At 55.1% G+C, this 25,900-nt stretch carries 23 protein-coding genes and 1 pseudogene; 22 read left to right on the top strand and 2 right to left on the bottom strand.

Going from position 1 to position 25,900, the window contains the following annotated elements; all coding sequences use genetic code 11:
• Nucleotides 1-105: 105 nt before the first annotated feature.
• The 14 genes and pseudogenes from TCARDRAFT_RS11430 to TCARDRAFT_RS15565 all read left to right on the top strand — a co-directional run bounded on the left by TCARDRAFT_RS11430 (nucleotide 106) and on the right by TCARDRAFT_RS15565 (nucleotide 17,196).
• Nucleotides 106-1,260 carry a S41 family peptidase gene (locus tag TCARDRAFT_RS11430; protein WP_007290152.1) on the top strand — a complete coding sequence of 385 codons (1,155 nt, stop codon included), beginning with the start codon at nucleotides 106-108 and terminating at the stop codon, nucleotides 1,258-1,260.
• A 117-nt stretch (nucleotides 1,261-1,377) separates the two neighbouring features.
• Nucleotides 1,378-2,619, top strand: coding sequence for a PDZ domain-containing protein (locus TCARDRAFT_RS11425; protein WP_007290151.1), 1,242 nt, complete (start codon nucleotides 1,378-1,380; stop codon nucleotides 2,617-2,619).
• Between the two features lie 81 nt (nucleotides 2,620-2,700).
• Complete coding sequence (gene uvrB, locus TCARDRAFT_RS11420; protein WP_007290150.1) at nucleotides 2,701-4,794, top strand: excinuclease ABC subunit UvrB; 2,094 nt, start codon at nucleotides 2,701-2,703, stop codon at nucleotides 4,792-4,794.
• A 264-nt stretch (nucleotides 4,795-5,058) separates the two neighbouring features.
• Entirely contained in the window at nucleotides 5,059-7,890 is a 2,832-nt protein-coding gene (gene uvrA / locus TCARDRAFT_RS11415) for an excinuclease ABC subunit UvrA (RefSeq protein ID WP_007290149.1), read from the top strand.
• Between the two features lie 13 nt (nucleotides 7,891-7,903).
• Nucleotides 7,904-9,740, top strand: a pseudogene (gene uvrC / locus TCARDRAFT_RS11410) (excinuclease ABC subunit UvrC).
• A gap of 5 nt (nucleotides 9,741-9,745) precedes the next feature.
• On the top strand, nucleotides 9,746-10,321 hold the full coding sequence (gene mobA / locus TCARDRAFT_RS11405) for a molybdenum cofactor guanylyltransferase (protein WP_007290146.1): 576 nt from the start codon (nucleotides 9,746-9,748) through the stop codon (nucleotides 10,319-10,321).
• An 821-nt stretch (nucleotides 10,322-11,142) separates the two neighbouring features.
• The gene (locus tag TCARDRAFT_RS11400; RefSeq protein WP_007290145.1) at nucleotides 11,143-11,697 is read left to right on the top strand and encodes a LemA family protein; all 555 of its coding nucleotides are present in this window, start codon (nucleotides 11,143-11,145) and stop codon (nucleotides 11,695-11,697) included.
• Nucleotides 11,698-11,739: 42 nt separating this feature from the next.
• The gene (locus TCARDRAFT_RS11395) at nucleotides 11,740-12,498 is read left to right on the top strand and encodes a TPM domain-containing protein (RefSeq protein WP_007290144.1); all 759 of its coding nucleotides are present in this window, start codon (nucleotides 11,740-11,742) and stop codon (nucleotides 12,496-12,498) included.
• A gap of 52 nt (nucleotides 12,499-12,550) precedes the next feature.
• Nucleotides 12,551-12,796 (top strand): hypothetical protein, encoded by a 246-nt coding sequence (locus TCARDRAFT_RS11390; protein WP_007290170.1) that lies wholly within the window; start codon nucleotides 12,551-12,553, stop codon nucleotides 12,794-12,796.
• A gap of 102 nt (nucleotides 12,797-12,898) precedes the next feature.
• Nucleotides 12,899-13,057 (top strand): rubredoxin, encoded by a 159-nt coding sequence (gene rd / locus TCARDRAFT_RS11385; protein WP_007290143.1) that lies wholly within the window; start codon nucleotides 12,899-12,901, stop codon nucleotides 13,055-13,057.
• A gap of 207 nt (nucleotides 13,058-13,264) precedes the next feature.
• Nucleotides 13,265-13,975: a cysteate racemase gene (gene cuyB / locus TCARDRAFT_RS11380; protein WP_007290142.1), complete on the top strand. Its 711-nt coding sequence runs from the start codon at nucleotides 13,265-13,267 to the stop codon at nucleotides 13,973-13,975.
• Between the two features lie 305 nt (nucleotides 13,976-14,280).
• The gene (iadA, locus tag TCARDRAFT_RS11375; RefSeq protein WP_007290141.1) at nucleotides 14,281-15,444 is read left to right on the top strand and encodes a beta-aspartyl-peptidase; all 1,164 of its coding nucleotides are present in this window, start codon (nucleotides 14,281-14,283) and stop codon (nucleotides 15,442-15,444) included.
• Between the two features lie 146 nt (nucleotides 15,445-15,590).
• Nucleotides 15,591-17,000 (top strand): dihydroorotase, encoded by a 1,410-nt coding sequence (locus tag TCARDRAFT_RS11370; RefSeq protein WP_007290140.1) that lies wholly within the window; start codon nucleotides 15,591-15,593, stop codon nucleotides 16,998-17,000.
• 28 nt (nucleotides 17,001-17,028) lie between these two features.
• Entirely contained in the window at nucleotides 17,029-17,196 is a 168-nt protein-coding gene (locus TCARDRAFT_RS15565) for a hypothetical protein (RefSeq protein ID WP_156784691.1), read from the top strand.
• A gap of 112 nt (nucleotides 17,197-17,308) precedes the next feature.
• Here the strand turns inward: TCARDRAFT_RS15565 and TCARDRAFT_RS11365 are convergent, their stop codons facing one another.
• Nucleotides 17,309-17,845: a DUF3231 family protein gene (locus TCARDRAFT_RS11365; protein ID WP_007290139.1), complete on the bottom strand. Its 537-nt coding sequence runs from the start codon at nucleotides 17,843-17,845 to the stop codon at nucleotides 17,309-17,311.
• A gap of 161 nt (nucleotides 17,846-18,006) precedes the next feature.
• Between TCARDRAFT_RS11365 and TCARDRAFT_RS11360 the strand changes: the two genes are divergently transcribed.
• From TCARDRAFT_RS11360 to TCARDRAFT_RS11325, 8 genes are all read left to right on the top strand, one after another.
• Nucleotides 18,007-19,020, top strand: a complete 1,014-nt coding sequence (locus tag TCARDRAFT_RS11360; protein WP_007290138.1) for an alpha-hydroxy-acid oxidizing protein — start codon at nucleotides 18,007-18,009, stop codon at nucleotides 19,018-19,020.
• 17 nt (nucleotides 19,021-19,037) lie between these two features.
• Nucleotides 19,038-20,150, top strand: coding sequence for a histidinol-phosphate transaminase (hisC, locus tag TCARDRAFT_RS11355; RefSeq protein ID WP_007290137.1), 1,113 nt, complete (start codon nucleotides 19,038-19,040; stop codon nucleotides 20,148-20,150).
• A gap of 108 nt (nucleotides 20,151-20,258) precedes the next feature.
• Nucleotides 20,259-21,269, top strand: a complete 1,011-nt coding sequence (locus tag TCARDRAFT_RS11350; protein WP_007290136.1) for an ABC transporter substrate-binding protein — start codon at nucleotides 20,259-20,261, stop codon at nucleotides 21,267-21,269.
• 68 nt (nucleotides 21,270-21,337) lie between these two features.
• The gene (locus TCARDRAFT_RS11345) at nucleotides 21,338-22,150 is read left to right on the top strand and encodes an ABC transporter permease (RefSeq protein ID WP_408643053.1); all 813 of its coding nucleotides are present in this window, start codon (nucleotides 21,338-21,340) and stop codon (nucleotides 22,148-22,150) included.
• Nucleotides 22,150-22,935, top strand: coding sequence for an ABC transporter ATP-binding protein (locus TCARDRAFT_RS11340; RefSeq protein WP_007290134.1), 786 nt, complete (start codon nucleotides 22,150-22,152; stop codon nucleotides 22,933-22,935). Before TCARDRAFT_RS11345 ends, TCARDRAFT_RS11340 begins: the two co-directional genes overlap by 1 nt.
• A gap of 13 nt (nucleotides 22,936-22,948) precedes the next feature.
• Nucleotides 22,949-23,452, top strand: coding sequence for a methylated-DNA--[protein]-cysteine S-methyltransferase (locus TCARDRAFT_RS11335; protein ID WP_007290133.1), 504 nt, complete (start codon nucleotides 22,949-22,951; stop codon nucleotides 23,450-23,452).
• A 143-nt stretch (nucleotides 23,453-23,595) separates the two neighbouring features.
• A complete protein-coding gene (locus TCARDRAFT_RS11330) occupies nucleotides 23,596-23,940 on the top strand; it encodes a phage holin family protein (protein WP_040683372.1) in 345 nt (114 codons plus the stop codon).
• A 310-nt stretch (nucleotides 23,941-24,250) separates the two neighbouring features.
• The gene (locus TCARDRAFT_RS11325) at nucleotides 24,251-25,069 is read left to right on the top strand and encodes a Cof-type HAD-IIB family hydrolase (protein ID WP_007290131.1); all 819 of its coding nucleotides are present in this window, start codon (nucleotides 24,251-24,253) and stop codon (nucleotides 25,067-25,069) included.
• 223 nt (nucleotides 25,070-25,292) lie between these two features.
• On the opposite strand, the gene TCARDRAFT_RS11320 is transcribed toward TCARDRAFT_RS11325, so the two are convergent.
• Nucleotides 25,293-25,900, bottom strand: a 608-nt coding sequence (locus tag TCARDRAFT_RS11320; protein ID WP_007290130.1) for an IS110 family transposase, incomplete at its 5' end; no start/stop codon positions are given.

Raw genomic sequence — 25,900 nt, 5'->3', positions numbered from 1 at the left:
CGCGGCTTTTGTGGTTCCAATACTCACTATTGCATATCTTGCCTTGTGACTGCATATAGTTAAAGGTAATTGGGTTTGTGAGCAATCGAATAGGTGGTGTGTGTTTTGCCGAATCGGCGCAAGCTATTTATTGGGGCCATCCTGCTCGTGGTGGCCACCTTTGTTTTAACCGCAGGCGGCTTTCTTTACCTGCTCAACGCCGGCTCAGCCGACGTGGTCAGTACCCTGAATTTTTTCCGGGCCTTGCAAATCGTCAAAGCGCGCTATATTGAAGACGTGCCGATGGAAACCCTCATGACCGGAGCCATCAAGGGCATGGTTAATGCGCTGGGCGACCCCCATTCCGTCTACCTGGACGCTAAGATGTACAAGGAGTTTATGATTGAGACCGAAGGGTCTTTCGGCGGCGTCGGCATTGTTATCGGGGTGAAGGACAAGGTGCTGACGGTGGTGTCGCCGATTGAGGGCACGCCGGGCGAGAAGGCCGGTATTAAGAGCGGTGACCAAATCCTCAAGATTGACGGCCAGGATACCAAGGATCTGGCACTCGACGAAGCGGTCAATAAAATCCGCGGCCCGGAAGGCAGTCAAGTGACCCTGACCATCCGCCGGCCGTCCACCCAGGAAGTGAAAGACTACACCCTGACCCGCTCGAATATTCAAATCCGCACCGTGGAGGGCAAGATGCTGCCCGATAAGATTGGCTACATCCGGATTTCCATGTTCAATGAAAGCACCGGCGCCGATTTAAACCGCAAGTACCAGGAACTGGAAAAGGAAGGTATGAAGGCCGTTATTTTGGACCTGCGCGATAACCCGGGCGGATTATTGGAAGAAAGCGTCAAGGTCGCCAATAAATTTGTACCGAAGGGGCCGGTGGTATCGGTGGTGACGCGCGACGGACGGCGGGAAACCCATTCGTCCAACCTCGAGGCCGTGAAGTATCCGGTCGTCGTCCTGGTTAACGGTGGCAGTGCCAGTGCTTCCGAAATCGTGGCCGGCGCCATTCAGGACACCGGGGCCGGTATCCTGGTCGGCACGAAAACCTACGGCAAAGGCTCGGTGCAGACCATTATGCGGCTGGATAACGGCACCGCCATCAAGCTGACCATCGCCAAATATCTGACGCCCAACGGGCGGTCGATCAACGGCGTGGGCATTGAACCGGACGTGAAGGTGGAAGTGCCGGAGCCGCGGCAGCCGGGCCAAAAGGACATTCAATTGGAGAAAGCGATTGAGATTTTGAAGAGCAAGCTGTAGACGGGCAGCGGCGGGTATTGGCTCCGCCGCTTTTTGCTATTGTTTGTGCCGGTCAGTATCATTCCCGGCGCTTGTGTTCTATAATAAAGGTAGTGTAAAGTGAAAGGGGGCTTGGTCGTGTTTCCGTGGCAGGACATTATGCTCCTGATCGTGCGCGGGGCGATCAGTGTTTTGTTTGAACCCATGTTTTGGCTGATTTTAGCGATGGTCGGCTTCCAATACTGGCAGTTGCAGCGCACTCAGCTGCGGCTGTTCGGCGTCTACGGCTATTCGCTGCGGCAACAGATTGTGCTGGCGGCCGTGTACGGCGCCGTCGGCGGGGTGTTGGGCAGTTTTTTGCTTACCCTTGTCGGGGTGACGCTCAACCAGTTGGGGCTGAATTATATTTGGCCGCTGGCCATTGCGCTGGCGATGATCAACATGCGCTTTTTGTGCTTCGCCTATGCCGGCGGCCTGGTGGCGCTGGCTAACGTGCTTTTTGGCTGGCCCCAGGTCAATGTACCGCAGGTGCTGGCCCTGGTGGCCGTTTTGCATATTACCGAAAGCGTCCTTATTTTTATCAGCAGCCGCTATAGCGCCGTTCCCCTTATTATTCGCCGCGACGACGGGCGGCTGGTAGGGGCGTTCAACCTGCAGAATTTCTGGCCGCTGCCGCTGGTGCTGCTGGCCGCGGTCGCCGTACCCGGCGGCGACCTGCCAGGAGGGGTTATTAAGATGCCGGACTGGTGGCCGCTGCTTCCCCTCGGCGTGGAGCCGCCGGAAGGGCACCGCTGGGTTTACGCGATGATGCCAGTGGTGGCGGCCCTCGGCTACGCCGACGTGGCCGTATCCAATCCGCCGGCCAGGCGGCGCCGTTTGTCGGCCTTTCACCTTGCGCTATACAGCGTCGGCTTGCTGGGACTGGCGCTCTTGTCGGCCAAGTTTGCCTGGCTCCAACCGGTTGCCGCTATTGCCTCGCCGGCCGGCCACGAGCTCTTAATTCAGCTTGACAACCGCCGCGAACTGAGCGGCCGGCCGCGCTATGTGCCGCCCGAGTATGGCGTAATGGTGCTCGATACTGTCTTGGACACGCCAGCCCGCAAAATCGGGCTGCGGCCCGGCGATATACTCCTTTCCCTGGCCGGCCTGCCGGTAAACAGCGGCTATGAGCTGGCCTATGCGATTAATGCTGCGCCCCCTGAATTTGAGCTGGAGTTTTACCGCGACGGCCGGACGATGCGGCGCCTGGCCCGCTTTTTCCCCGGCGAGCGCCGCCTGGGCGTCATCCTCGTTCCCGAGGGCTATGAACAGCAGTATGTGGTCATGACCACCGACCGTTACGGCCTGTGGGACTGGCTGAAACGCAAGGTGGGTCGGTAATTGACCGCCTGTAAATTTTTGCGCGGTTATGCTATAATTGTTTCTAGTGGATAATTATTATTGATTTTTGGATGTGATAGCATGGCAATTGTGCCGAAACTGCGAACAACTTATCAGGAAGGGGGCATCCCCTTTCAGGTCGTGGCGCCGTTTGTGCCAACCGGTGACCAGCCCCAGGCCATCGAAGCACTGGCCGAAGGCATTTTCCGGGGCGAACGGGCTCAGGTTCTGCTGGGTGCCACCGGTACCGGCAAAACGTTCACGATTGCCAAAACCATCGAAAAGGTGCAGAAACCGACGCTGGTCATCGCCCACAACAAAACGCTGGCCGCCCAGCTGGCCAGCGAGTTTAAAGAGTTTTTTCCCCATAACGCCGTCGAATATTTTGTTAGCTACTACGACTACTACCAGCCGGAGGCGTACATTCCCCAAACCGATACTTACATTGAAAAAGACGCGTCGATTAACGACGAAATCGATAAACTGCGCCACTCGGCGACCAGCGCCCTGTTCGAACGGCGCGACGTTATCATTGTCGCCAGTGTATCGTGCATTTACGGCTTAGGTTCGCCGGACGAATACCGCGGCTTGGTGCTGTCGCTGCGGCAGGGCCAAGTCCGCGACCGCGACGAAATCCTGCGCAAACTGGTAGAGATTCAGTACGAGCGCAACGATGTCAACTTTACCCGGGGCAAATTCCGCGTCCGCGGCGATGTTATCGAGATTTTTCCGGCCGCCTACGGCGAGCAGGCCGTGCGGGTCGAACTGTTTGGCGACGAAGTGGAGCGCATTCTGGAAATTGATACCCTGACCGGCGAGATTTTGGCCGAGCGCAAGCATATTGCCATCTATCCGGCGTCCCACTATGTCACCACCCGGGAGAACATGCTGCGGGCCATCGCCGATATTGAGAAGGAACTGGAAGAGCGGCTGGCCGAGCTGCGCGCCGCCGGCAAGCTGCTCGAGGCCCAGCGGCTGGAGCAGCGTACCCGCTACGATATGGAAATGATGCTGGAGATGGGGTACTGCTCGGGTATTGAGAACTATTCGCGCCATATTACCGGCCGCAAGCCGGGCGAGGCGCCCTATACGCTGCTTGACTATTTTCCCGACGATTTCCTGCTGGTGATTGACGAATCGCATGTGACGCTGCCGCAGGTGCGGGCCATGTATAATGGCGATAAATCGCGCAAGGATATGCTGGTCGAGCATGGTTTTCGCCTGCCGTCGGCGTATGACAACCGACCGCTGACCTTTGACGAGTTCGTGCAGCGGATTAATCAGGTTATTTATGTGTCGGCCACGCCCGGCCCGTACGAACTAAAGACAAGTACGCGGGTGGTGCAGCAGATCATCCGGCCGACCGGCCTGGTCGACCCGGAAGTTGAGGTGCGGCCGATCAAGGGGCAGATGGACGATTTGCTGGGCGAGATCAAGGCCCGCGCCGCCGCCAACGAACGGGTGCTGGTGACGACGCTGACCAAGAAGATGGCCGAGGACTTAACCGAGTTTTTGCGCGAGATGGGGGTGCGGGTGCGCTATTTGCATTCGGAAATCGCCACCATTGAGCGGGCCGATATTATTCGCGACCTGCGGGCCGGCGCGTTTGACGTGCTGGTCGGCATCAATTTGCTGCGGGAAGGGCTCGACCTGCCTGAGGTGTCGCTGGTCGCCATCCTCGACGCGGACAAGGAGGGCTTTCTGCGCTCCGAGACCTCGCTGATCCAGACTATCGGCCGGGCGGCGCGCAATGTCCACGGTAAGGTCATCATGTATGCCGATACCATTACCGATTCGATGCGGCGGGCCATTGACGAGACCAACCGCCGCCGCGCCATCCAACAGGCGTATAACGAGGCGCACGGCATCACGCCCCAGACGGTGCGCAAACGGGTCAAGGAACTCATTGAAACGACGAAAGTCGCCGAAACGCCGGCAGAATATAAAGCCGACCGCCTGGCTGGCATGACTCGGACCGAGATGTTGGACCTCGCCGCCAACCTCGAGAAACAGATGCGGCAGGCGGCGAAAAACCTCGAGTTCGAGCGGGCGGCCGAGCTGCGCGACATGCTCATCGAACTCAAACAGCGCCTGGCTGAAGGAGAAAGTAAAAAGGGGAAAGAGGAAAAGGAAAAAGGGAAAATGGGACAGCTGCGGAGGACGCGGAGAAAATAACCGCGAAAGCGCGCGATAAATATCGCGCCTGAAAAGCGTAAAACCGCGAAGGGCGCAAAGAATGCAAAGGGCTACGCGCGCGACAGTTGTCGCGGAAGGTGATATTTTATAGAACCGCAGAGGACGCGGAGGGGATATTTTTTAATCTAGCGCGATGGATATCGCGCCTCTGTGTCCTCCGTGGTTAAACATCGGTTTTTATGCTTTGTGGTGCCGATTTATTGGCATGATTATCTTAGCGGTTTAACTTTTGCTGGAGGAGAAATGAAGAACTGTATTATTGTCAAGGGAGCAAGACAGCATAATCTGAAAAACATAGATCTGGAAATTCCCCGCGACAAGTTGGTGGTGATTACCGGCTTGAGCGGGTCGGGCAAGTCGTCGCTGGCCTTTGACACCATCTACGCCGAGGGCCAGCGGCGCTATGTGGAGTCGTTGTCGGCCTACGCCCGCCAATTCCTCGGCCAGATGGACAAGCCGGACGTGGACTATATTGAGGGCTTGTCGCCGGCCATTTCCATCGACCAAAAGACGACCAGCCGCAACCCGCGCTCGACGGTGGGCACGGTGACGGAAATCTACGACTACTTGCGTCTGCTCTTTGCTCGGGCGGGGCGGGCGTTTTGCCCCAAATGCGAAAGGCCCATCAGCCAGCAGACGGTGGAACAAATGGTTGACCAGCTGGTGGCTTTGGGCGAAGGCGCCCGGCTGATTATTCTCGCCCCCGTGGTGCGCGGCAAAAAAGGCGAGCACCAGAAGGTGCTTGAAGATATTCGCAAGAACGGCTTTGTCCGCGTGCGCGTCGACGGTCAGGTTATGGACGTGACCGATGAGATTAGGCTGGAGAAAAATAAGAAGCATACTATTGAAGCCGTGGTGGACCGCATTGTCATCCGCGACGGCATTAGCCAGCGGCTGGCCGATTCGCTGGAGGTGGCGCTGAATTTGAGCGGCGGACTGGTGATTGTCGACGTGGTCGGCGACAAGGAATTGGTTTTCAGTCAAAACTTCGCCTGTCCGGACTGCGGTATCAGCCTGCCGGAGATCGCGCCGCGTATGTTTTCGTTTAACAGTCCCTATGGCGCCTGCCCTGATTGCACCGGCCTGGGCAATAACATGGAGATTGATCCGACCCTGGTCGTTCCCGACGGCAGTAAGGCCCTTATTGACGGGGCGATCGCCGCCCTCAGCAAAAACGTCAACTCCTATTTTATGTGCCAGCTGGAAGCGGTTCTAGAGCATCATGGCTATTCCCTTTATGATACCTGGGATAGTCTGCCGGAGGAAATGAAACGCCTTATTCTGTGGGGCGGCGGCGAGAAGCGCTACACCTTTACGTATGAAAATATGTACGGCGAGGAAAAGACCTATCACGCCATGTTCGAGGGCGTTATTCCGCTGCTGAACCGCCGGTACCGCGAGGCTACGTCAGACAGCGTACGGGAGGAGATCGAGGAGTTTATGAGCGCCAAGCCTTGCCCGACGTGCAAGGGGGCGCGCCTCAAGCCCGAGGCGTTGGCCGTCAAGGTGGGCGGCAAAAATATTTATGAGGTAACGCGGCTGACGGTAGCCGAATGTCAGGAATTTCTGCAGTCCCTCGACCTGACGGAGCGCGAGCGCACCATTGCCCGCCAGATTTTGAAGGAAATCAATGCCCGGTTGGGCTTTCTCATTAATGTCGGGCTAGACTATCTGACCCTGGACCGGGCGGCGGGGACGCTCTCCGGCGGCGAGGCCCAGCGCATCAGGCTGGCGACCCAGATCGGCTCCGGCCTGGTCGGGGTGTTGTACATTCTCGACGAACCCAGCATCGGCCTGCACCAGCGCGATAACAACCGCCTGTTGGCTACCCTCAAGCGGCTGCGCGACATGGGCAATACGCTTTTGGTAGTTGAGCATGACGAGGATACCATGTATGCCGCCGACCATATCATCGACATCGGGCCGGGAGCGGGCGCTGGCGGCGGTCAGGTCGTAGCCCAGGGACCGGTGGAGGTTATTAAGGCTTGCGAAGGATCAATTACCGGCGCGTACTTAAGCGGCCGCAAGTTCATTCCCGTGCCGGCGCAGCGTCGCCAGCCCAACGGCAAATGGATCGAGGTCGTTGGCGCCCGTGAGAACAACCTGAAAAACCTTACGGTACGCTTCCCCTTAGGCTTGTTCACGGTTGTGACCGGCGTTTCCGGCTCGGGCAAGAGTACGCTGGTTAACGAAATTTTGTACAAGGGACTGGCCAGCCGGCTAAACGGCAGCCGCCTACGGCCGGGTGAGCATGACGACATCCGCGGCATTGAATTTATTGATAAAATCATCGATATTGATCAGTCGCCGATCGGCCGGACGCCCCGATCCAACCCGGCGACCTACACCAGCCTGTTTGACGCCATCCGCGAGGTCTTCAGCCAGACGCCGGAAGCCAAGATGCGCGGTTATAAGCCGGGGCGATTCAGTTTCAACGTCAAGGGCGGCCGCTGTGAGGCCTGCCGCGGCGACGGCATTATCAAGATCGAGATGCACTTTTTGCCTGACGTGTATGTGCCCTGCGAGGTATGCAAGGGGGCGCGCTATAACCGGGAGACGCTGGAAGTAAAGTACAAAGGGAAAAATATCGCCCAGGTCCTCGACATGGTGGTGGACGAGGCGGTGGAATTTTTCCAGAATATCCCCAAAATCCACCGCAAGCTGCAGATTTTGCAGGATGTCGGCCTGGGGTACATTAAACTGGGCCAGCCGGCGACCACTCTGTCCGGCGGCGAGGCCCAGCGGGTCAAGCTGGCGACCGAACTGGCCCGCCGCAGCAATGGCAAGACGCTGTATATCCTGGACGAGCCGACGACCGGTCTGCACACCGCCGATATCCACCGCCTGCTCGACGTGCTGCAGCGGCTGGTGGACGCGGGCGACACTGTCGTCGTGATTGAACATAACCTCGATGTCATTAAAACAGCCGACTATATTATCGACCTCGGCCCCGAAGGCGGCGTCCGTGGCGGCACCATCGTCGCCCAGGGCACGCCGGAGGAAGTAGCCAACGTGCCGACGTCCTACACGGGACAGTTTTTGCGGCCGGTGCTGGCCAAGGGGATTAGAGTTTAGAGGGATGATTGATATGACGGAATCTCATCAGCCATGTGACGGAGCGTCCGACCTGGAGCAGAAGCTGGCCCACCTGCCTGACAAACCGGGCGTTTACCTGATGAAGGACGCCAACAAACGCATTATTTATGTCGGCAAGGCGGTCAACCTGAAAAACCGGGTCCGCTCGTATTTTCAGGCCAGCCGCAACCATTCGCCGAAGGTGCGGGCCATGGTGGCTCGCATTGCCGACCTTGAATATATCGTCACCGCCTCGGAGATCGAGGCCCTTATTTTAGAGTGCAACCTGATCAAAAAGCATCGTCCCAAATACAACATCAGCCTGAAAGACGACAAGAGCTATCCCTATATCAAAGTGACCGTCAACGAGGCCTATCCGCGGGTGTACGCCACCCGCAAGGTGCAGAAGGACGGGGCCCGTTACTTCGGCCCCTATACCAGCGCGGGCGCCGTCCACGAGACGCTGGCCCTGCTGCGCAAGCTGTTTCCCTTGCGTAGCTGCCGCCGGCTGGATGAGCGTCGGCCCTGTCTGCAGCACCACATCAAGCGCTGCCTGGCGCCTTGCAGCGGCCGGGTGGATGAAGACCAGTACCGGTCCATGATTAAGGCCGTGTGCCTGTTTCTCGAAGGGCGCAGCGATGACGTGGTCAAAGAGCTAAGGCGCCGGATGGAGGAAGCGGCGGAAAATCTGGAGTTTGAACAGGCGGCCCAGCTGCGCGACCAATTGGCGGCGGTGGAAAAGGTAAGGGAAAAACAGAACATCGTTACCGGTAGCGGCGACCAGGACGTCATTGGCCTCGCCCGGTCGGCGGTCGGCACCTGCGTGCAGGTCTTTTTCATCCGCAGCGGCAAGATGGTCGGCCGTGACCACTTTCCTGCTCACCGGCAGCGACGACGAAGACGACGCCGAGGTGCTCGCGGCATTTATGAAGCAGTATTATAGCCAGGCCACCTTTATTCCCCGGGAAATTTTACTGCCCCTGGCGCTGGCCGAGCAGGATTTACTGGCTGACTGGTTAACTAGTATAAAAGGGAGCCGAGTGGAAGTGGCGACTCCGCAGCGGGGTACCAAGAAAGACTTGGTTACGATGGCCGCCGACAATGCTGCCACCGTGCTGGAGGAGCAGGCGGCCAAAATCCAGGCCAGCGCCGACGCCACCGCTGGCGCCGTGCTGGAATTGGGCGAGTACCTCGACCTGGCGTCGCCGCCGGAGCGCATCGAGTGTTTTGACATTTCTCACATTCAGGGAGCGGAAACGGTGGCTTCCATGGTGGTGTTCGAAGGGGGGCGCCCGAAAAAGGACGACTACCGCCGCTACAAGCTGCGGACGGTGGAAGGCAAGCCCGATGACTTTAAATCCATGCAGGAAGTGGTGGGCCGTCGGTACCGCGACGCTGCCCAAGGACCGCTGCCTGACCTGATCATTATCGACGGCGGCAAGGGACAGCTGAGTGCCGCCCTGGAGGTCATCCGCGGCCTGGGGCTGCATGACATCCCGGTTGTCGGTCTGGCCAAGGAATTCGAGCACATTTTCCGGGAAGGCGAGAGCGACCCGGTTATTCTGCCGCGCCATTCCCAGGCTTTATATTTGGTGCAGCGCATCCGCGACGAAGCGCACCGTTTCGCCATTACCTATCACCGAAAACTAAGGTCGAAGCGCAATATGGTGTCGGTGCTGGACCATATTCCCGGCATTGGCGCCAAGCGGCGCAAAGCTCTTTGGGATCACTTCGGCAGCCTGGCCAAAATCAAGGCCGCCGAAGTGGAAGAGCTGGCCGCCGTACCGGGCATGACCCGCCCGGCCGCCGAGGCCGTGTATCAATTTTTTCGCAGAAAACCCGGGGAGTAATGCCAATGAAACTTACTGGTATCGTGTTGGCCGGCGGGCTTAGTACCCGCATGGGCCGGGACAAGGCCACCCTGCCGTTTAGCGGCAGCGACCTTTTGCATACCGTGCTGGCGAGGCTGGCGCCGGTGTGTGACCATTTAATCGTCGTCAGCAATATTCGGCGGGAAATTCTTGTGCCGGACGTGACTGTCGTGCCGGACCAGTACCCGCAGTGCGGGCCGCTGGCCGGCATGCACGCCGGGCTGAAGGCGTCGGCTACCGCCTACAATTTTGTTGTCGCCTGCGACATGCCCTTTCTCTCAACTGAGGCCGTGGCGTATATGGCCGCGGCGGCGCAAGGGTTTGACGCGGCTGTGCCGTTTATCGACGGCTATTATCATCCGCTCCATGCCGTCTACCATCAAAACTGCCTCAGCTTCATCGAGCAGCTGCTGCACGACGGAAATTACCGCGTGCTCAACTTTTACGCCAAGGTCAGATTGCGGCAGATCAGCGCCGCTGAACTGCGCCGGTTTGACCCGCAGCTGAAAACGCTTGACAATATCAATACCCCGGAAGACCTCGCAAAATTAAGGCAATAAAACCGCTAAGGACACCAAGCACGCAAAGGGCAACGTGCGCGACAGTTGTCGCGGAAGATGATATTTTATAGAACCGCAGAGGACGCGGAGAAAATTTTTTATTCAATTCTTCGCACGATGAATATCGCACCTCTGCATTCTCCGTGGTTGAATAACAGTTTTCATGCTTTGCGGTGCCAATTTATGGCATGATTATCTCCGCGGTTTCTGCTTTCCGATTGCCATTTTCTAGGACCAATTAATGGTATAAATTACCATGAATGACGGTTGTAATCCGGGTAATAATATGACTGCAAGGGTTCGTAATGGTCGAGCCAAGACCGGTGTCGGATCTCAAGTGGGGTTCGGCATTGGTCGGCCAAAGATTGGTGTCGGGTCGCAAGGCTCGGCATTAGTCGGCGGGCAGATCGCCATATGTCTTGTAAGGCTGTGCGGCAGCCCAACTGTTGTCGTATGGTCAAAAGGGATGTGTGGCGGTCGAGCTAAGACTGTCAGGGGTTCCGGAGGGTCTATCCGGAAGACCGTTAAGATGGGTCTATTGCAGTCGGGAGATTGCAGTAGGTTCGGCAGGTATCCCTGGTAGTCGAGCAAAGGTCAGTGTCGGTTGTGTAATGCTTGTGCGTAGTCGAAAGATTGCGTATAGGTATGTAATGATCGGCATTGGCTGTAGCGTAGATCATTGCGGGCTCTTGCCCATTTTTTTGTAGGGACGGTCGGGCGACCGTCTCTCTTCGTTATATTGGCAAAAGGTTCAGGTTAGTAGTAAAATAATAGTGGATACCATAAAACAATACTGCACACAAAGGAGGAGGTAACTTAACATGAACAAAACGGCGTTGATTGTCATTGCTCTGGTGGTAATACTGGCGATTATGGGCATTTCCAGTTACAACGGACTGGTCAGCTTAAATGAAACCGTTAACGGCAAATGGAGCCAGATTGAAAACCAGCTGCAGCGCCGGGCCGATCTGATACCAAATCTGGTTAACACGGTCAAGGGTTACGCGGCGCATGAGCAACAGGCCATTGCGGCTGTCGCGGACGCGCGGGCGAAACTGGCCGGCGCCCAGGGGCCGGCGGCCAAAGCCCAGGCCAACGCCGAGCTGAACAATGCGCTGAGCCGGCTGCTGGTCATCGCGGAAAACTACCCCAATCTGAAAGCGGATAAAAATTTCCGGGCGCTGATGGATGAACTGTCCGGCACGGAAAACCGCATCGCTGTGGCCCGAAAAGACTACAACGACGCCGTGCAGGCGTACAATACCAAGATCCGTTCTTTCCCCACCAGCATCTTTGCCGGCATGCTGGGCTTCGGGCCTAAGGAATATTTCAAGGCCGAAGAGGGCGCCAAACAAGTTCCGAAAGTACAGTTTTAGACCTGCACGGGAAGCGGAAGGTGAAAAGCGAGGGATAGAAAAATGACCAAAAGGCTGGCCTGGCTGGTACTGGGCATTTACCTTCTGATTGCTGCCGTAGCCTGGGCCCAGCCGCAAATCCCGCCCGCTCCGACATCGAGCATCTATATCCAGGATTACGCCGGTGTCGTGTCTGCCGAAACCAAGGCGCGCATCAACAGTCTTGGCAGCCAGTTGGCGGCCAAGACAAAGGCTCAGGTCGTCGTCGTTACCGTCAAATCGCTGCAGGGCGCGTCGATTGAAGACTATGCCCTCGAAATTCTGCGGCGGTGGGGCGTTGGCGATAAAACGCTGAATAACGGCGTTGTCGTGCTGGTGGCGATCGGCGACCGGCAGTCGCGCATCGAAGTGGGCTACGGCCTGGAGGGCGCGCTGCCTGACGCGAAAACGGGGCGCATCCAGGACGAATACATGATTCCTTATTTTCAGCGGGGCGACTATGATAAAGGCATTTTAAACGGCTACCTGGCCTTGGTCGGCGAGGTGGCGAAAGAATATAACCTGGAACTTAAGACCGAGGCCAAGCCGGCGCCTAAGCAGCGCGCCAGCGCCAGCTCCTGGTGGGATACGCTGCCGTGGTGGGTAAAAGTCCTGTTTGCTGCTGGGATGCTGCTGCTCTTTGTTATTGATTGGCTCTTTTTCGGCGGCCAGATTACTTATCTCATTTTGGCCTTGCTCTTCCGCCGCGGCGGAGGCGGCGGAGGCGGTGGAGGCTTCGGCGGCGGTTCCGGCGGAGGCGGCGGCTCCAGCCGGCGCTGGTAGCAAAGAAACACCCTGGACCCGGTGAACGGGTCCAGGGTGTTTTTGTCGTTACTTGGAAGAACTGGAGCTTTTTTCGCATTCTTTCGGCGATAGTTCTTTGGAAAACTCAGTTGAACACTGTTTTTCTTTGCTCTTCTTCTCAGCTGAGGACAAGTCTTTGAAGCTCATGCAGCTCACCTCCGTGAAGTTAGTTTTTTACTATTTTCGCATTTTATACTATACCCGTCGGCGCCGCGTTTTCTTGGAATATTCGCATTTGCCGATTGCCGGGATGGGACGCCGGCGACAAAAAGATTAATTAAAATTGAATTATTTCTTAATAATTATTTTAATTTTTATTGCCTAAAATGGCTAATAACGGTAGAATATACCTATAAATATTTGTTGAGGAGTGATTAGTATGAACAAATGGGAATGCACGGTGTGCGGCTATGTATACGATGAGGCGGCCGGCGACCCCGACCATGGCATCGCCCCCGGCACAAAATTCGAGGACATCCCCGACGATTGGGTGTGTCCCACCTGCGGTGTCGGCAAGGATATGTTCGAGAAAAAATAGTTATTTAGCGTAAAAAAAGCGCCTGCGTGGCGCTTTTTTTTTTTACGTTCGCCCGGCAAGCTATTGAGCCAGTGGGCTGACTATATATTGTGGCTGTTGATAACTTCGTTTGGAATTATGAAAATTCCTCAAATAATTTGACTTCCTTTCGTGGCTTTTTTTCGATAAGATAAAAATAAAAGTAAAAAGCACGAGGTGATGATATCAATGCGTACCGTAGGTATACTTGGGGGCATGGGCCCGATGGCGACAGCTGACTTATTTATCAAGATCATTCAGAACACTCCAGCCCGTAGTGATCAGGAACATATTCCCATAATTATCTATAACAATCCCCAGATTCCCTCTCGTATTGACGCTATTTTACAACATGCCGAAAGCCCTCGCTCGGAATTGATCCGTTCCGCAGTTTTTTTGGAACAGGCCGGCGCGGATTTTATCGCTATGCCGTGTAACACAGCGCATTACTGGTATAACGACATCCAGCAAGCAATCAACATTCCCCTTATCAATATGATTGACCTTACGGTCGATTATATTGCCGACAAATATCCCCACGCAGCCGTTTCCCCGATCATGCTGCTAGCCACGGCAGCTACGGTGAAGGTCGGGCTTTACCAGCAGCGTTTTGCTGCAAGGGGTATGGAGATTTTGGTGCCCACCGCCCAAGAGCAGCAAATCATTTCCCAGGCCATCGATGCTGTAAAGGCTGGTACAATTAACGAAAATCCCTATTTAGACGCTCTCCGACAGTTCATGACAGACTATAGCCAAAACGGCGTCATTGCCTTCATTGCCGGTTGCACGGAAATACCACTGCTGTTTGCCCATATTGCCGGCAACTTTGACAAAATTGATCCTACGCTGCTACTTGCCCAAGAAGTTGTGCGTCGCGCCCTCTCAAGTGAACACGCCTAAGATGCTTACGATAATAAATGGGCAACATAAAGATAATCATGCCAATGAAGCGGCACCACAAAAAATGAAAATGGATATTTAACCAAATATTTCCTAGTTTTAATGTTATCGGTGCTTCAGGGTAGCATAAAACGGAGGGAGAGTCGAACCAGACTTTTAGCGGCTGGGCGATAAAAGGGCGGCCATTCTTAGCGCTGTGAGCTTGACACTAAGACTGTCGTCAATAAATAGCTAATGTATTACACCTTAAGTTATTTTATGAATGCGGCAGGGTATGCTTCTTTTTTTTGTGAAAGGAGGATAACATGATTAGAATCTTAAAAAACGGGCACGTTTTTGCACCACACGATATGGGTGTTAAAGATGTACTATTCGTTGGCAAAACGGTTGTTCGCATCGCTGATAAGATTGACCCTTGTCCAGCCTATGGAGAGACGGAAGTTTATGATGTCCAGGGCTGTTACGTTGTTCCAGGGTTTATTGACCAGCATGTCCACCTTATTGGCGGGGGAGGGGAAGGGGGGTTTGCTACCAGAACGCCTGAAATTATGTTGACTGACCTGACCACCGCGGGGATTACTACTGTTATTGGCACGTTGGGGACAGATAATGTGACACGGCACATGGAAGCGTTACTGGCCAAAGCGAGAGGGCTTGAAGAAGAAGGGATATCTTCCTGGATTTATTCGGGGGCTTATTCTATCCCCAATCCTACCCTTACCGGCAGTCTTCGTTCAGACATAGTTCTTATTGACAAGGTAATTGGCGGCAAAATTGCAATAGTGGACCACCGTTCCTCGCAGCCGACTTTACAGGAACTTGCCCGTCTGGCGGCTGAGGCGAGGGTGGGAGGTATGCTTTCTGGCAAAGCAGGCGTTCTTCATCTGCACGTAGGGGATGGAAAGCGCAAATTGGATTGGCTTTTTGACATTGCTGCCCAAACCGAGATCCCCATAACTCAGTTTACGCCAACTCACCTCAATAAAAATAAAGAATTGTTGATGGAAGGCATTAAGTTTGCTAAAGCAGGAGGCATGCTGGATATAACAACCAGTAGTCCGGCAGTAGCTCCGCAGCGTGTTCAACCGCCGGAAGCGGTCAAGTTATGTATCGAGGCTGGAGTTCCCCTTGATAGGATTACTATGAGTTCGGATGGGAATGGCAGTATGCCTGCGTTTAATGAAAAAGGGGAGTTAATAGGTCTGATCGCCGCGTCGCCCCGTAGTACTTACGAAGCTCTTCGCAATATAGTTAAAACAGGCATATTGCCTTTGGAAGATGCGCTGAAGTTTATTACCGTCAATCCAGCGAGATCCTTAAAATTGCCTAACAAGGGAAAAATTCAAGCCGGATACGACGCCGATATAGTAGTACTGGACAAGGATTTATATATCCGTCATGTATTTGCTAAGGGACGCTGTATGGTTAGTGAGTATAAGGCGGTAGTAAAGGGGACTTTTGAAAAATAAGGGATTATTCAGATGAACTGTTATGGCTGGGACCTGTATAATCGGAATTCACCAAGACTATCAGCCAGCTGGTCGAAATGCTGGTTCGGATAGCCTGCAGGATCATTGGCAAATAATGGTCATTTAGGCCACGGGAGGGGAAGGAAATGGCTTATCGCTATGACGTACTTTTAAAAAACGGTATAGTTGTTGACTATGCCACCGACCGCGAAGGGGTCGCGGACGTTGCCATCAAGGACGGTAAAATTGCGGAGATTGCGCCGGATATTGCTCCTACTTTGGCCCAGGAAGTCATCGAATTAAGTGGCTATCATGTTGTACCCGGCATCATCGACCTGCATACTCACATATCGGCCTGGATTGGCGGCAAATTTGGCCACAAGATGCTGGCTAAGGCGGGGGTTACGACCACCTTGGATATGGCAGGACCGGTAGACAGTGTCCTCGAGCTGGCCCGCGACTACGGGGTGGGTCTGAATGTCGCCACCATTGAATATGTGCGGCCCGGGTACACGGTGAAGGACACCAATCCCAGCACGGCTGAACTGCAGGACCTGCTGGACAGGTCACTAAAAAAGGGCGCTATTGGCCTTAAACTGCTCGGCGGTCACTACCCGCTGACGCCCGAAGCTACTGCCCGGGCCATCGAAGTAGCCAATCAAAATAAGGCTTATATTGCCTTCCACTGCGGTACTTTGAATAAAGGTTCCAATATTGAAGGGTTTCACGAAGCGATCGAACTGGCGCAAGGCAAGGCGCTGCATATTGCCCATATTAACAGTTACACCCGGGGAGTGATCCGGCCCTGGATGCAGGAAGCAGAAGAAGCGATTGCCGCCTTGATTGCTAACCCCACCATCCGCTGCGAGTCGTATCTTTCGCCGCTCAACGGTACCAGTGCCAAGTGCTCGCAAGGAGTGCCGGAAAGCCTGCAAACCCGGAAATGTCTTGAGGCCGGTGGCTTTGCGCCGACGGAACAAGGACTTGAGGAGGCTATATTGTCCGGCTGGGCCCAAATCAACATGGAAGCGGGCGGCGAAGTGGTGCTGGCTACCGGATCTGAAGCGGTAGCGTACTGGCGGCAAAAAGGGACCGACACCACCGTCAGCTTTAATGTCAACCCGCCTGAGCCGCGGCTGCGGCTGGCCACCGCTAAGCGCCCTGACGGCCGTTTTGTTGTCGACGCCATCAGCACCGACGGCGGCGGCATTCCCCGCAATGTTATTGTGGAAATGGGTTTGTCCCTTGTCAAACTAAAGGCGCTGACGCTGAAAGAGTTTGTCCAGAAAACCAGTTATAACCCGGCCCGTATTTTGGGTCTCATGAACAAAGGGCATTTCCGGCCTGGCGCCGACGCCGACATTACCGTGCTTGACCTGACTAGACAGCAGGCCTTTATGGCCATCGTAAACGGTAAGGTTATTATGGTGAACGGCTATGTTTGCGGGCAAGGCAGCACGGTTATTACCACTGCCGCCGGTGCGGCCTATGTCCAGGAAAAGGGGCTGCAGTCCCTGGTAGTCGACTTGGCGCAAAGCGCTTTTTATGGAACTTAAAAGCAAGAGGACAAGAGGAACAAATATAGTGGTAGCTGTAGGAGCCCTTATTGTCGTCGCCGTAATTTATTTTGTCATCAAGCGCTATGAGACCCACATGGTGTTGTTTGTTGCCGGGGTTGTGATGGCTACGCTCGCCGGCAATGGTGAGGTTTATCAGGAGTCGTATACGAGGCCCGTATGTGCGGTTCTGTGAGATGGCTAAGGCCCTAGCAAATTACTAGGGCCTTACTTATTTGATCTGGCGCCGCAAAAAAAGACCGGGATACGAGTCCCGGCGGTGAGAGGAGTGTTGGGGTGGTTGGCGGTTAGTGAGTGATTTTGGCGAGATGGGGAAGCCAGCCGCGTTTCAGCATGAGCTGCAGCAGCCGATAGTTCCAGTCCAGACCGGCGTCAAGGCGCTCGCGGAACATAATGCCGATTTCCAACTGGTAGGATTGATGCAGGGCCAACAAGCAGGCCATCTGAGCCCCTTTGGCCAGCGTGCCGATCGTGGCGGCGATCTCCGCGTCGGTTAAGCGGGCGTCGGCCGGGATGTCCATATGGTCGTGCAGCCGGCGCTCCGCCCAGTCAAAGGTGGGAACAGCGGCGCCGCCTGCCTGCATAAGCGCTTCGCAGCGTTCGATAGTCAGTTTGGTCAGGTCGCTCATCGCTTCTTTAATGAGTTCTTTCAGTTCCCGATCCTGGGCGTGGTTATACAGTACGCTGAGGACGGCCAGATTATACCGGCCCTGCGCGATGATGCCGTACATGCTGCCTGCTTCCAGGTAGTTGGCAGGCTCTTTGTCAAACATGACCTGGGTGGTGGCCCGGGTAACGGAGTTTACTTTGTCCATGAGTGTCATAGCATTTGTCCCCCTACCTTATTGTAAGGTTTGTTGTTGTTTTTCTGCCATTAGAATGAGCAGTTTGGATCAATTTCATACATCCGGCAGGACTTTGGCAGGCAGACCGCGAAATTTCTAAAATCTTTGCTACTGGTTATTTTGGGATTGGAGGTTTCGCGATGGATTGGCATACGTTGAAAGCACAAGCACGGGAGAAATTCCGCGGCGCCTGCCGCGTCTGCCCGATCTGCAACGGAGTAGCCTGCGCCGGCGAAGTGCCGGGGATGGGCGGATTGGGTTCAGGCGCCGCTTTCCGCAATAATGTGGAGGCGCTGGCCGGTTTCCGCCTTAATTTGCGCACTATCCACAATGTGCATACGCCCAAGCTGTCCTGCCGCATTCTGGGGCTTGACCTGTCGCTGCCAGTCATTGCCGCGGCGATCGGCGGTATCGCCATGAATATGAACGGCGCCATGACGGAGGAAGAGTATGCCGCCGCCATTGTTGCCGGTTGTCGCCAGGCAGGGACCATCGGCATGACTGGTGACGGGCCGAAGCCTGAGGTTTTTGAGGCCGGTCTTAAGGCGATGGCCGCGGGGCTGGGACCGGCTATTCCCATCATCAAGCCACGTGACGTGGACAAAATCGTGGAATTGGCTCAACGGGCCGCGGCGGCCGGGGCGCCGGCGTTTGGCATTGATATTGACGCCGCGGCCTTGATTAATATGACCAACGCCGGACAAAAAGTGGGGCCGAAAACCAAGGACGAGCTAGCGTATATTAAGCAGCATACATCCATTCCGTTTATTGTGAAGGGAATCATGACTCCCGACGAGGCCGAGGCGTGCTGCGCCGCCGGCGTCGATGCCATCGTCGTTTCCAACCACGGCGGCCGGGCCCTTGATCATACGCCCGGTACGGCGCAGGTGCTGCCCTATATCGCCGAAACGGTGAAAGGGAGAATCACGATCCTGGTGGACGGCGGCATCCGCAGTGGCGCCGACATCCTCAAGATGCTGGCCCTGGGAGCTGACGCCGTGCTGATTGGCCGGCCGCTGGCCATTGGCGCCGTGGGCGGCGGCGCGGACGGCGTGGCCACTGTCCTGAATAAATTCGCCGGCGAACTGCGGGCGGCGATGGTCCTCACGGGGACGGCGGACGTCGCGGCGGTGAAGGAAGATATTTTATGGTAAAAAACGGAGGTCACGCCATGACTGATATTCATATTCAGCCGCGGCCGGTGGTCCATCAGCTGCGGGCCTTTACACCTGACCTGCCTGACCGGACGGTGGGGGAATTGCGCCGGTTGCTTGGCTTGGACGAAGTCATCAAGCTGTCGTTTAACGAAAGTCCTTACGGGCCTTCCCCTCGGGTGGTTGCGGCCCTGCAGCAGGCTGCTCGTTATGTCAACTTTTACTACGACCCGGAAGGCAGGGAGCTAAGAGACAAATTAGCCGCTCACTACGGTGTCGGCAGTGACTATATTTTTCTTGCTAACGGCGCCGACGAGGCGATTACCCTTATTGCCCAGGCCTACCTTGCGCCCGGCGACGAGGCGGTAATCCCGGCGCTTACCTTTGGCACCTGCGCTTTTGCGACCCGTCTGGTCGGGGCCCAGCCCGTGTTTGTCCCGGTACGGCAAGACCTGGCGATTGATTTGGCGGCAATGGCCCAGGCAGTGACGCCGCGGACCAAACTGGTCTACCTGTGCAATCCCAATAATCCTACCGGCATCATGATCGACGGCAGCGAGCTGCGGCGCTTTGTTGCCGGCTTGCCGCAGCACATTATCGTCCTTATTGACGAGGCCTATGCTGAGTTCGTCACCGACCCGGCCTATCTGTCGGGCATGGCTCTCATGCCGAACCATGCCAATATTGTTACTGTCCGCACTTTTTCTAAGATTTACGGTATGGCGGCGCTCCGGCTCGGTTACGGCATCGCCCGGCCCGAGCTGGTGGCCATGATAAATAGGGTGCGCAATCCCTTTAACGTCAACTTTCTGGCCCACGTGGCGGCGTTGGCGGCGCTGGCTGATACGGACTTTCACCGCCTAGTGGCCGCCCGCAATGCCGAGCAGCGCCAGCGGCTGACCGAAGCTTTTACGGAAAGGGGCTGGCAGGTTTGTCCCTCTCAGACCAACTTCTTGTTTGCCGATACCGGGCAGGACAGCGCGGCCTTTTGTCTGGCGCTGGCTCGGCGAGGAATAATTATACGTCCGGGGCATGGCTGGCAGCTGCCGAGTTTTGTCCGCATCACGGTGGGCAGCCCTGAGCAAAACGATAAACTTTTGGCGGCGCTGCGGGAATTAAACGGGCAGTAACAGGGAGCGGCAGCCGAAAATATTTTTTAAAAAGCTTCTGCTTAGCAGGATATTATGCAGTAATCACGAATATTAATGCAGTAAGAATATTAGGGAGGGACACTATAAATGAGCAAAAAAATTGTAGCGCTAGTGCTCGCGGCGGTGATGGTCGCGGTTTTGGTCGCCGGCTGCGGCTCTGGCAATAAACCGGCTGCGCAGCAACCGGCGGCGAAAGAGCCGATTAAAATCGCCCTGCCGACCTTTACCGGCTACGGTCCGCTGCTGGTGGCCAAAGAAAAGGGCTTCTTCAAAAACAAGGGACTGGATGTAGAGATCCAGGTCATCGACGGCCTGGGCGAACGCAAACAGGCGCTGATGGCCAATAAGATTCAAGGTATGGCAACCGCCCTTGACGTTTCTGTTACTATGGCGGGCGACGGTGTGCCGGTCAAAATCTTATGGGCCTTTGACACCTCCAACGGCGCCGACGGCATTTTGGTGAAAAACAATAAAGGCATTAACAGCGTCGCCGACCTGAAAGGCAAGGAGATTGCCCTGCCGGAAGCGGCTACCAGCCATTTCTTCCTGCTCAATGTTCTGGATAAAGCAGGCATGTCTGACAAGGATGTGAAAATCGTCAATATGACGGCCGGCGAAGCCGGCGCCGCCTTCGTGGCTGGCAAAGTCGACGCCGCGGTAACCTGGGAGCCCTGGTTGACCAAAGGCGCCAAGGCGGACGGCAAAGTGCTGGTAAGCACGAAAGATCTGCCTGGTGTCATCGTTGATGTTGTTTTTCTGCGCGAAGACTTCGTGAAAGCCCATCCGGACCAAGTCCAGGCGTTTGTAGCGGCGCTTAAGGAAGCGACCGATTTCATGATGACCAATAAAGACGAGGCCTACAAAATTATCGCCAACGGCTTCAAGATGAAGCCGGAGGAAATCAGTGCCGACATGCAGACCCTCAAGTTCTATGGGCTGCAGGAGAACTTGGCCTTCTTCGGCACCCCGGACAAACCCGGTCCTATTTATGACGTAACCAAAAAAGCCGGTCAGTTCTACTTTGACAAAAAGAAAATAAGTAAGGTGCCGAACCCGGCGGATATGATTGACGCAAGTTTTCTGAGCAAGTTAAAATAGGATAGGTATGCCAGCAGCCCGCTTGGCGGGCTGTTTGCGTTTTCGGCAGTGAAAGTAATTTTTGGGTGGTGATTTTGTTGCAGAAGCTCAAACTCTTTGTTCCAAAAGCTGATATCCCGGCATCGGTCTACTTTTCGCTCACAGTTCTTTCGTTCGTCCTGCTGCTGGGCGCCTGGTCGGTCCTGACTTACGGCGGCTTTGTTTCTCCCCTGTTTTTGCCGACCCCTGGTCAGATTATTGCCAGTGCGGTGGTGCTGTTTACCGAATTTGATCTGACCAAGGACATTCTGGCCAGCGTGGCGCGGGTAACCGGCGGCTTTTTGCTGGCCGCCATTATTGGTGTGCCACTTGGCATCCTCATGGGCAGCCTCAAGGTCTTCGAGGCATTTGTTGAGCCGCTGCTAGGTTTCTTGCGCTACATGCCGGCCTCGGCGTTTATTCCCCTCTTTATCTTGTGGCTCGGTATCGGCGAAAGCGAAAAGGTGGCGGTCATTTTCTTCGGTACTTTCTTCCAGCTCACCCTCATGGTCATGGACGTAACGAAAAACGTGTCGCAGGCGCTGATCGACACGGCGTACACGCTGGGCGTATCCAAACGGGGCGTTTTCTGGCGGGTTATCTTGCCGGCCAGCATGCCGGGTATTGTCGACACTCTGCGGATTACCTTCGGGTGGGCCTGGACGTACCTGGTCGTGGCGGAAATCGTCGCCGCCAGCTCGGGGTTAGGGCATATGATCATGCAGTCCCAGCGCTTCCTGAAAACTTCCCATATCATTGTTGGCATCATCATTATCGGTGTCATCGGCATTATTATCGACCTGGCGTTTAAGTGGCTGTACAACCGGCTGTTCCCCTGGCTGCGCAAAGGAGGTGTCGCCTAATGACGGCGAAACTGATAATTGACGATGTATCCAAAGTGTTTAGCGATGGCAAAACCGAAGTAACGGCCCTGTCCAACACCAGTTTTGCCGTCCGTCCCAACGAATTTATTACTATCCTGGGCCCGTCAGGTTGCGGCAAGTCAACCATCCTCAAAATTATCGCCGGACTGGAAGAACCGTCTAGCGGCCGAGTACTCTTAGACGGCCGGGAAATTAAGGGGCCGGGCGCCGACCGCGGCATGGTTTTCCAGTCGTATACACTCTTTCCCTGGCTGACGGTCAGGCAAAACATTGAATTCGGCCTGGAAGTGGCCGGTCGGCCCAAGGCCGAGCGGCGCGATATTGCTCACCACTATCTGGAGAAAATCGGTCTCAAAGGTTTTGAAAATGCATATCCGCAAAATCTGTCCGGCGGCATGAAGCAGCGGGTGGCCATCGCCCGGGCATTGGCCAATGATCCCGAGGTCCTGCTCATGGACGAACCGTTTGGCGCGCTGGACGCCCAAACGCGCACCGTAATGCAAGAACTGCTTGTTGACGTGTGGGAAGAGTCGCACAAGACCATCCTGTTTGTTACCCACGACGTGGACGAGGCGGTCTTTTTGGGCGATACCATTTATGTAATGACGGCTCGGCCGGGCAAAATCAAAGAGCGCATCGAAGTGCCGCTGCCACGGCCGCGCACGTTTGACGTTAAACTCAGTCCGGTGTTCTTGGAGATTAAGCGCCAGGTACTCGAACTTATCCGGGAAGAGAGCTGGAAGACGGCCAACAGCAACCTGTAAGGCGGGGCGGATTATGACGAAGTTTTATAACCTCTTTATTACGGAGTGGGGCCATATGGCGGCCGTGTGGAGCGATTGCGGCCTGTGGGAGCTCAGTTTTCCGCGGCCGGACGCGGCGGCGGCCCTGGCCGATCTGGCCACTGGCAATATCACGGAAGGAGAGGCTCATCCTTTGCTGCCGGAACTGGCTGGTCAGCTCAAACTGTATTTCCGCGGCTATCCGGCGGCGTTTGCCGTGCCTGTTGACTGGCGGGGCTACACGCCCTTTCAGGCGGCGGTGTTGCGTTTTACGGCCGGCATTGCTTTCGGCGAGGTGCGGACTTATGGTGAAGTGGCCAAAGCCATTGGCGCGCCCAAGGCGGCGCGGGCGGTAGGTGGCGCGTTGGGCCGTAACCGAACACCGATCATCATTCCCTGTCATCGCGTCATTGGCGCCGACGGCAGCCTGACCGGCTTTAGCGGCGGCCTGGAGATGAAAAAAGCGCTGCTGCTGCTTGAGCAAGTGAAGGAAGTGTAGCGCGGCGCCAACAGACATTGTCAGAGGGACGGTTATTGTGGCAACCCGGTAAGGGGATGGGTTAGGAGAAAAATATTGTCAAAAACTACGGGTTAAGAATATAATAGTAGATGGACTTGGAAATGGCTAAGGAGGCGTGCGCGGTGTCGGGCTTTTTGCTGCGCATTATCATCAACGCGGTGATGCTCTTTTTCGTGACCGTAGAGCTGCCGGGTATTTTTATCGATACCTTAGGCAGCACCTTGCTGGGAGCGGCCATTGTCGGGATTGCCAATGCGGCAATCCGTCCGTTGGTTTCGTTGGCATCGCTGCCGTTTAATACGCTCACGCTGGGGAGTCTGACGTTTATCACCAATATATTTGCGCCGCTAATGGTGGTGAAAACACTGCCCGGCGTGCAAATCTCCAGCATGGTGGCGTCCCTGACCGGGATTTTGCTCATGACGGTGTGTAGTTACACGGTGACGAAAATGATTCACGACCGCTAAAAATGTGCACTCAAAAAGCACCTCGGCCGGGGTGCTTTTTTGCTATTTCGCTATATTGAACCACAAAGATAATCATGCCAATAAATTGGCACCACAAAGCATGAAAACCGTTATTCAACCGCGGAGAACGCAGAGAGCGCGATATTCATCGCGCTAAAGTTAAAAAATACCCCCTCCGTGTCCTCTGTGGTTCCATTATATAAATTCAAGCGCGACAACCGTCGCGGACGTGACCCTTCGCGTTCTTCGCGGCTTTTGTGGTTTTGTTATTCAGGATAGAAGGTTAATTTTTGGCAGAGGAGTTTAGGCTATGTCGATTAAACTAATTGCCGTTGATTTGGACGACACGTTGCTGGACAATTCACTGGCCGTATCGGCGCGGGCGCGGGAAGCGATCGCCCAGGCGGTGGCGCGGGGCGTCACCGTGACGGTGGCGACCGGGCGCATGTACCGCTCGGCTTTGCCGTATGCTCGCCAGCTTGGCCTCGATGTGCCGCTTATTACCTATAACGGGGCGCTCATCAAGGCCGCCCTGTCGGGCGAAGTGCTGCTGCACCGCCCGCTGGCGGAAGATGTGGCCCGCGACGTGTTGGCGCTTTCCCGCCAGCAGGGCTGGTACATCCAGGTTTACCTGGATGACGTATTGTATGTGACTGAACTGAATGACCGGGCGCTTTATTATGAAACAATCGCCGGGGTTAAGGCCGTGCCAATCGGGGACAGGCTATACAGCCTACCGGGTGCGCCGACCAAGCTGCTGGTCATGGCTGAACCGGCGGATATCCTGCGCATCCAGGAGGAAGTGCAGGCTCGGTTTGGCGATAGGCTGTATGCAGTGGTGTCCAAGCCCAATTATCTGGAAATGGTTCACCCGGCGGTAAACAAGGGAGCGGCGTTGGCGTTTCTGGCGGAAAAACTGGGCATTAGCCGCGACGAGGTCATGGCCATTGGCGACTCGTACAACGACCTCGACATGCTCGAATATGCCGGGTTCGGCGTGGCCATGGGCAATGCATCCCAGCGCGTCAAGGCCGTGGCCCAGGCGGTTACCCGCGGCAACGACGAAGACGGCGTGGCCGAAGCAATCGAGAAAATACTGGGGTCAGGCTTGACTTATTTTAAAAATTGACTTATTTTCAGCGCCTTCACCGCACCTGTCGCTATGACAATAAAAGGTTTAAACCGGGAAAGCGCGGGCGCTTGGTGGCTCGAATAATTATCACCCTACTCCGAAAACTCACTTCAAAAATTTATGTCAACTACTTCGAATAGAGACAAAGAGATCCCAAGGCCTACTCTATAGGTTTTTTATAGTAGGCATTTGTAAAGAAGGATTTACTTTTAAACTGATCTTAAGCAACTATATTTTCAAGGTTTATTTCAATTCCTGCGTTTTGTAAAAGTTGAAGTGCTCTTTTTATTGCAGCATCTTTACTTCGCTGTTCAAAGTAGTTGGCACCTAATTCAATGTACGGCTGTTTTTTCTTGAGAATATGATAGGCAATTATTAAAATGCTATGTCCTACAGCTACTGCAGCACGGTTAGAACCACGACGGGAACAGATTCTACGGTATTGAGACGCAAGATAAGTATCTTTTTGGCGGGCGGCAGAGCGAGCTGATTGTACAAGTGTTGTTCGCAGATGTTGGTTTCCTTTACGGGTTTTTCCTGATTTTCGCTTATCAGCGCTTTCGTTATGCCCTGGAGCCATTCCTGACCAAGATGAAAGATGCTCCGCGGATGGGAAGCGACTCATATCTACTCCAATCTCAGCAATGATTTCTTCTGCATTGCGCCGATTAACACCGGGTATGGTGTCTAATAGCTCCAAGGCTTCTTCAAAAGGGCGCATACGGTCTGCTATTTCTTTATCCAATTCTTTAATACTTTCATCTAGCGTTTCAATATGTTTTAGTTGCATGGATAGCATCATTTTTTGATGGTAACCAAGAGAGCCCT

This window comes from Thermosinus carboxydivorans Nor1 (assembly GCF_000169155.1).
Lineage (GTDB): Bacteria > Bacillota > Negativicutes > Sporomusales > Thermosinaceae > Thermosinus > Thermosinus carboxydivorans.
Note: the sequence above shows the minus strand (reverse complement) of the source record. Positions and strands in the feature narration are given on the sequence as shown.

What these genes read in the sequence shown, in the direction of transcription:
- uvrB (WP_007290150.1), top strand. Translation starts at nt 2,701, where the DNA reads ATGGCAATTGTGCCGAAACTGCGAACAACTTATCAGGAAGGGGGCATC.
- uvrA (WP_007290149.1), top strand. Translation starts at nt 5,059, where the DNA reads ATGAAGAACTGTATTATTGTCAAGGGAGCAAGACAGCATAATCTGAAA.
- mobA (WP_007290146.1), top strand. Translation starts at nt 9,746, where the DNA reads ATGAAACTTACTGGTATCGTGTTGGCCGGCGGGCTTAGTACCCGCATG.
- TCARDRAFT_RS11400 (WP_007290145.1), top strand. Translation starts at nt 11,143, where the DNA reads ATGAACAAAACGGCGTTGATTGTCATTGCTCTGGTGGTAATACTGGCG.
- TCARDRAFT_RS11395 (WP_007290144.1), top strand. Translation starts at nt 11,740, where the DNA reads ATGACCAAAAGGCTGGCCTGGCTGGTACTGGGCATTTACCTTCTGATT.
- rd (WP_007290143.1), top strand. Translation starts at nt 12,899, where the DNA reads ATGAACAAATGGGAATGCACGGTGTGCGGCTATGTATACGATGAGGCG.
- cuyB (WP_007290142.1), top strand. Translation starts at nt 13,265, where the DNA reads ATGCGTACCGTAGGTATACTTGGGGGCATGGGCCCGATGGCGACAGCT.
- iadA (WP_007290141.1), top strand. Translation starts at nt 14,281, where the DNA reads ATGATTAGAATCTTAAAAAACGGGCACGTTTTTGCACCACACGATATG.
- TCARDRAFT_RS11370 (WP_007290140.1), top strand. Translation starts at nt 15,591, where the DNA reads ATGGCTTATCGCTATGACGTACTTTTAAAAAACGGTATAGTTGTTGAC.
- TCARDRAFT_RS11365 (WP_007290139.1), bottom strand. Translation starts at nt 17,845, where the DNA reads ATGACACTCATGGACAAAGTAAACTCCGTTACCCGGGCCACCACCCAG.
- TCARDRAFT_RS11360 (WP_007290138.1), top strand. Translation starts at nt 18,007, where the DNA reads ATGGATTGGCATACGTTGAAAGCACAAGCACGGGAGAAATTCCGCGGC.
- hisC (WP_007290137.1), top strand. Translation starts at nt 19,038, where the DNA reads ATGACTGATATTCATATTCAGCCGCGGCCGGTGGTCCATCAGCTGCGG.
- TCARDRAFT_RS11350 (WP_007290136.1), top strand. Translation starts at nt 20,259, where the DNA reads ATGAGCAAAAAAATTGTAGCGCTAGTGCTCGCGGCGGTGATGGTCGCG.
- TCARDRAFT_RS11340 (WP_007290134.1), top strand. Translation starts at nt 22,150, where the DNA reads ATGACGGCGAAACTGATAATTGACGATGTATCCAAAGTGTTTAGCGAT.
- TCARDRAFT_RS11335 (WP_007290133.1), top strand. Translation starts at nt 22,949, where the DNA reads ATGACGAAGTTTTATAACCTCTTTATTACGGAGTGGGGCCATATGGCG.
- TCARDRAFT_RS11325 (WP_007290131.1), top strand. Translation starts at nt 24,251, where the DNA reads ATGTCGATTAAACTAATTGCCGTTGATTTGGACGACACGTTGCTGGAC.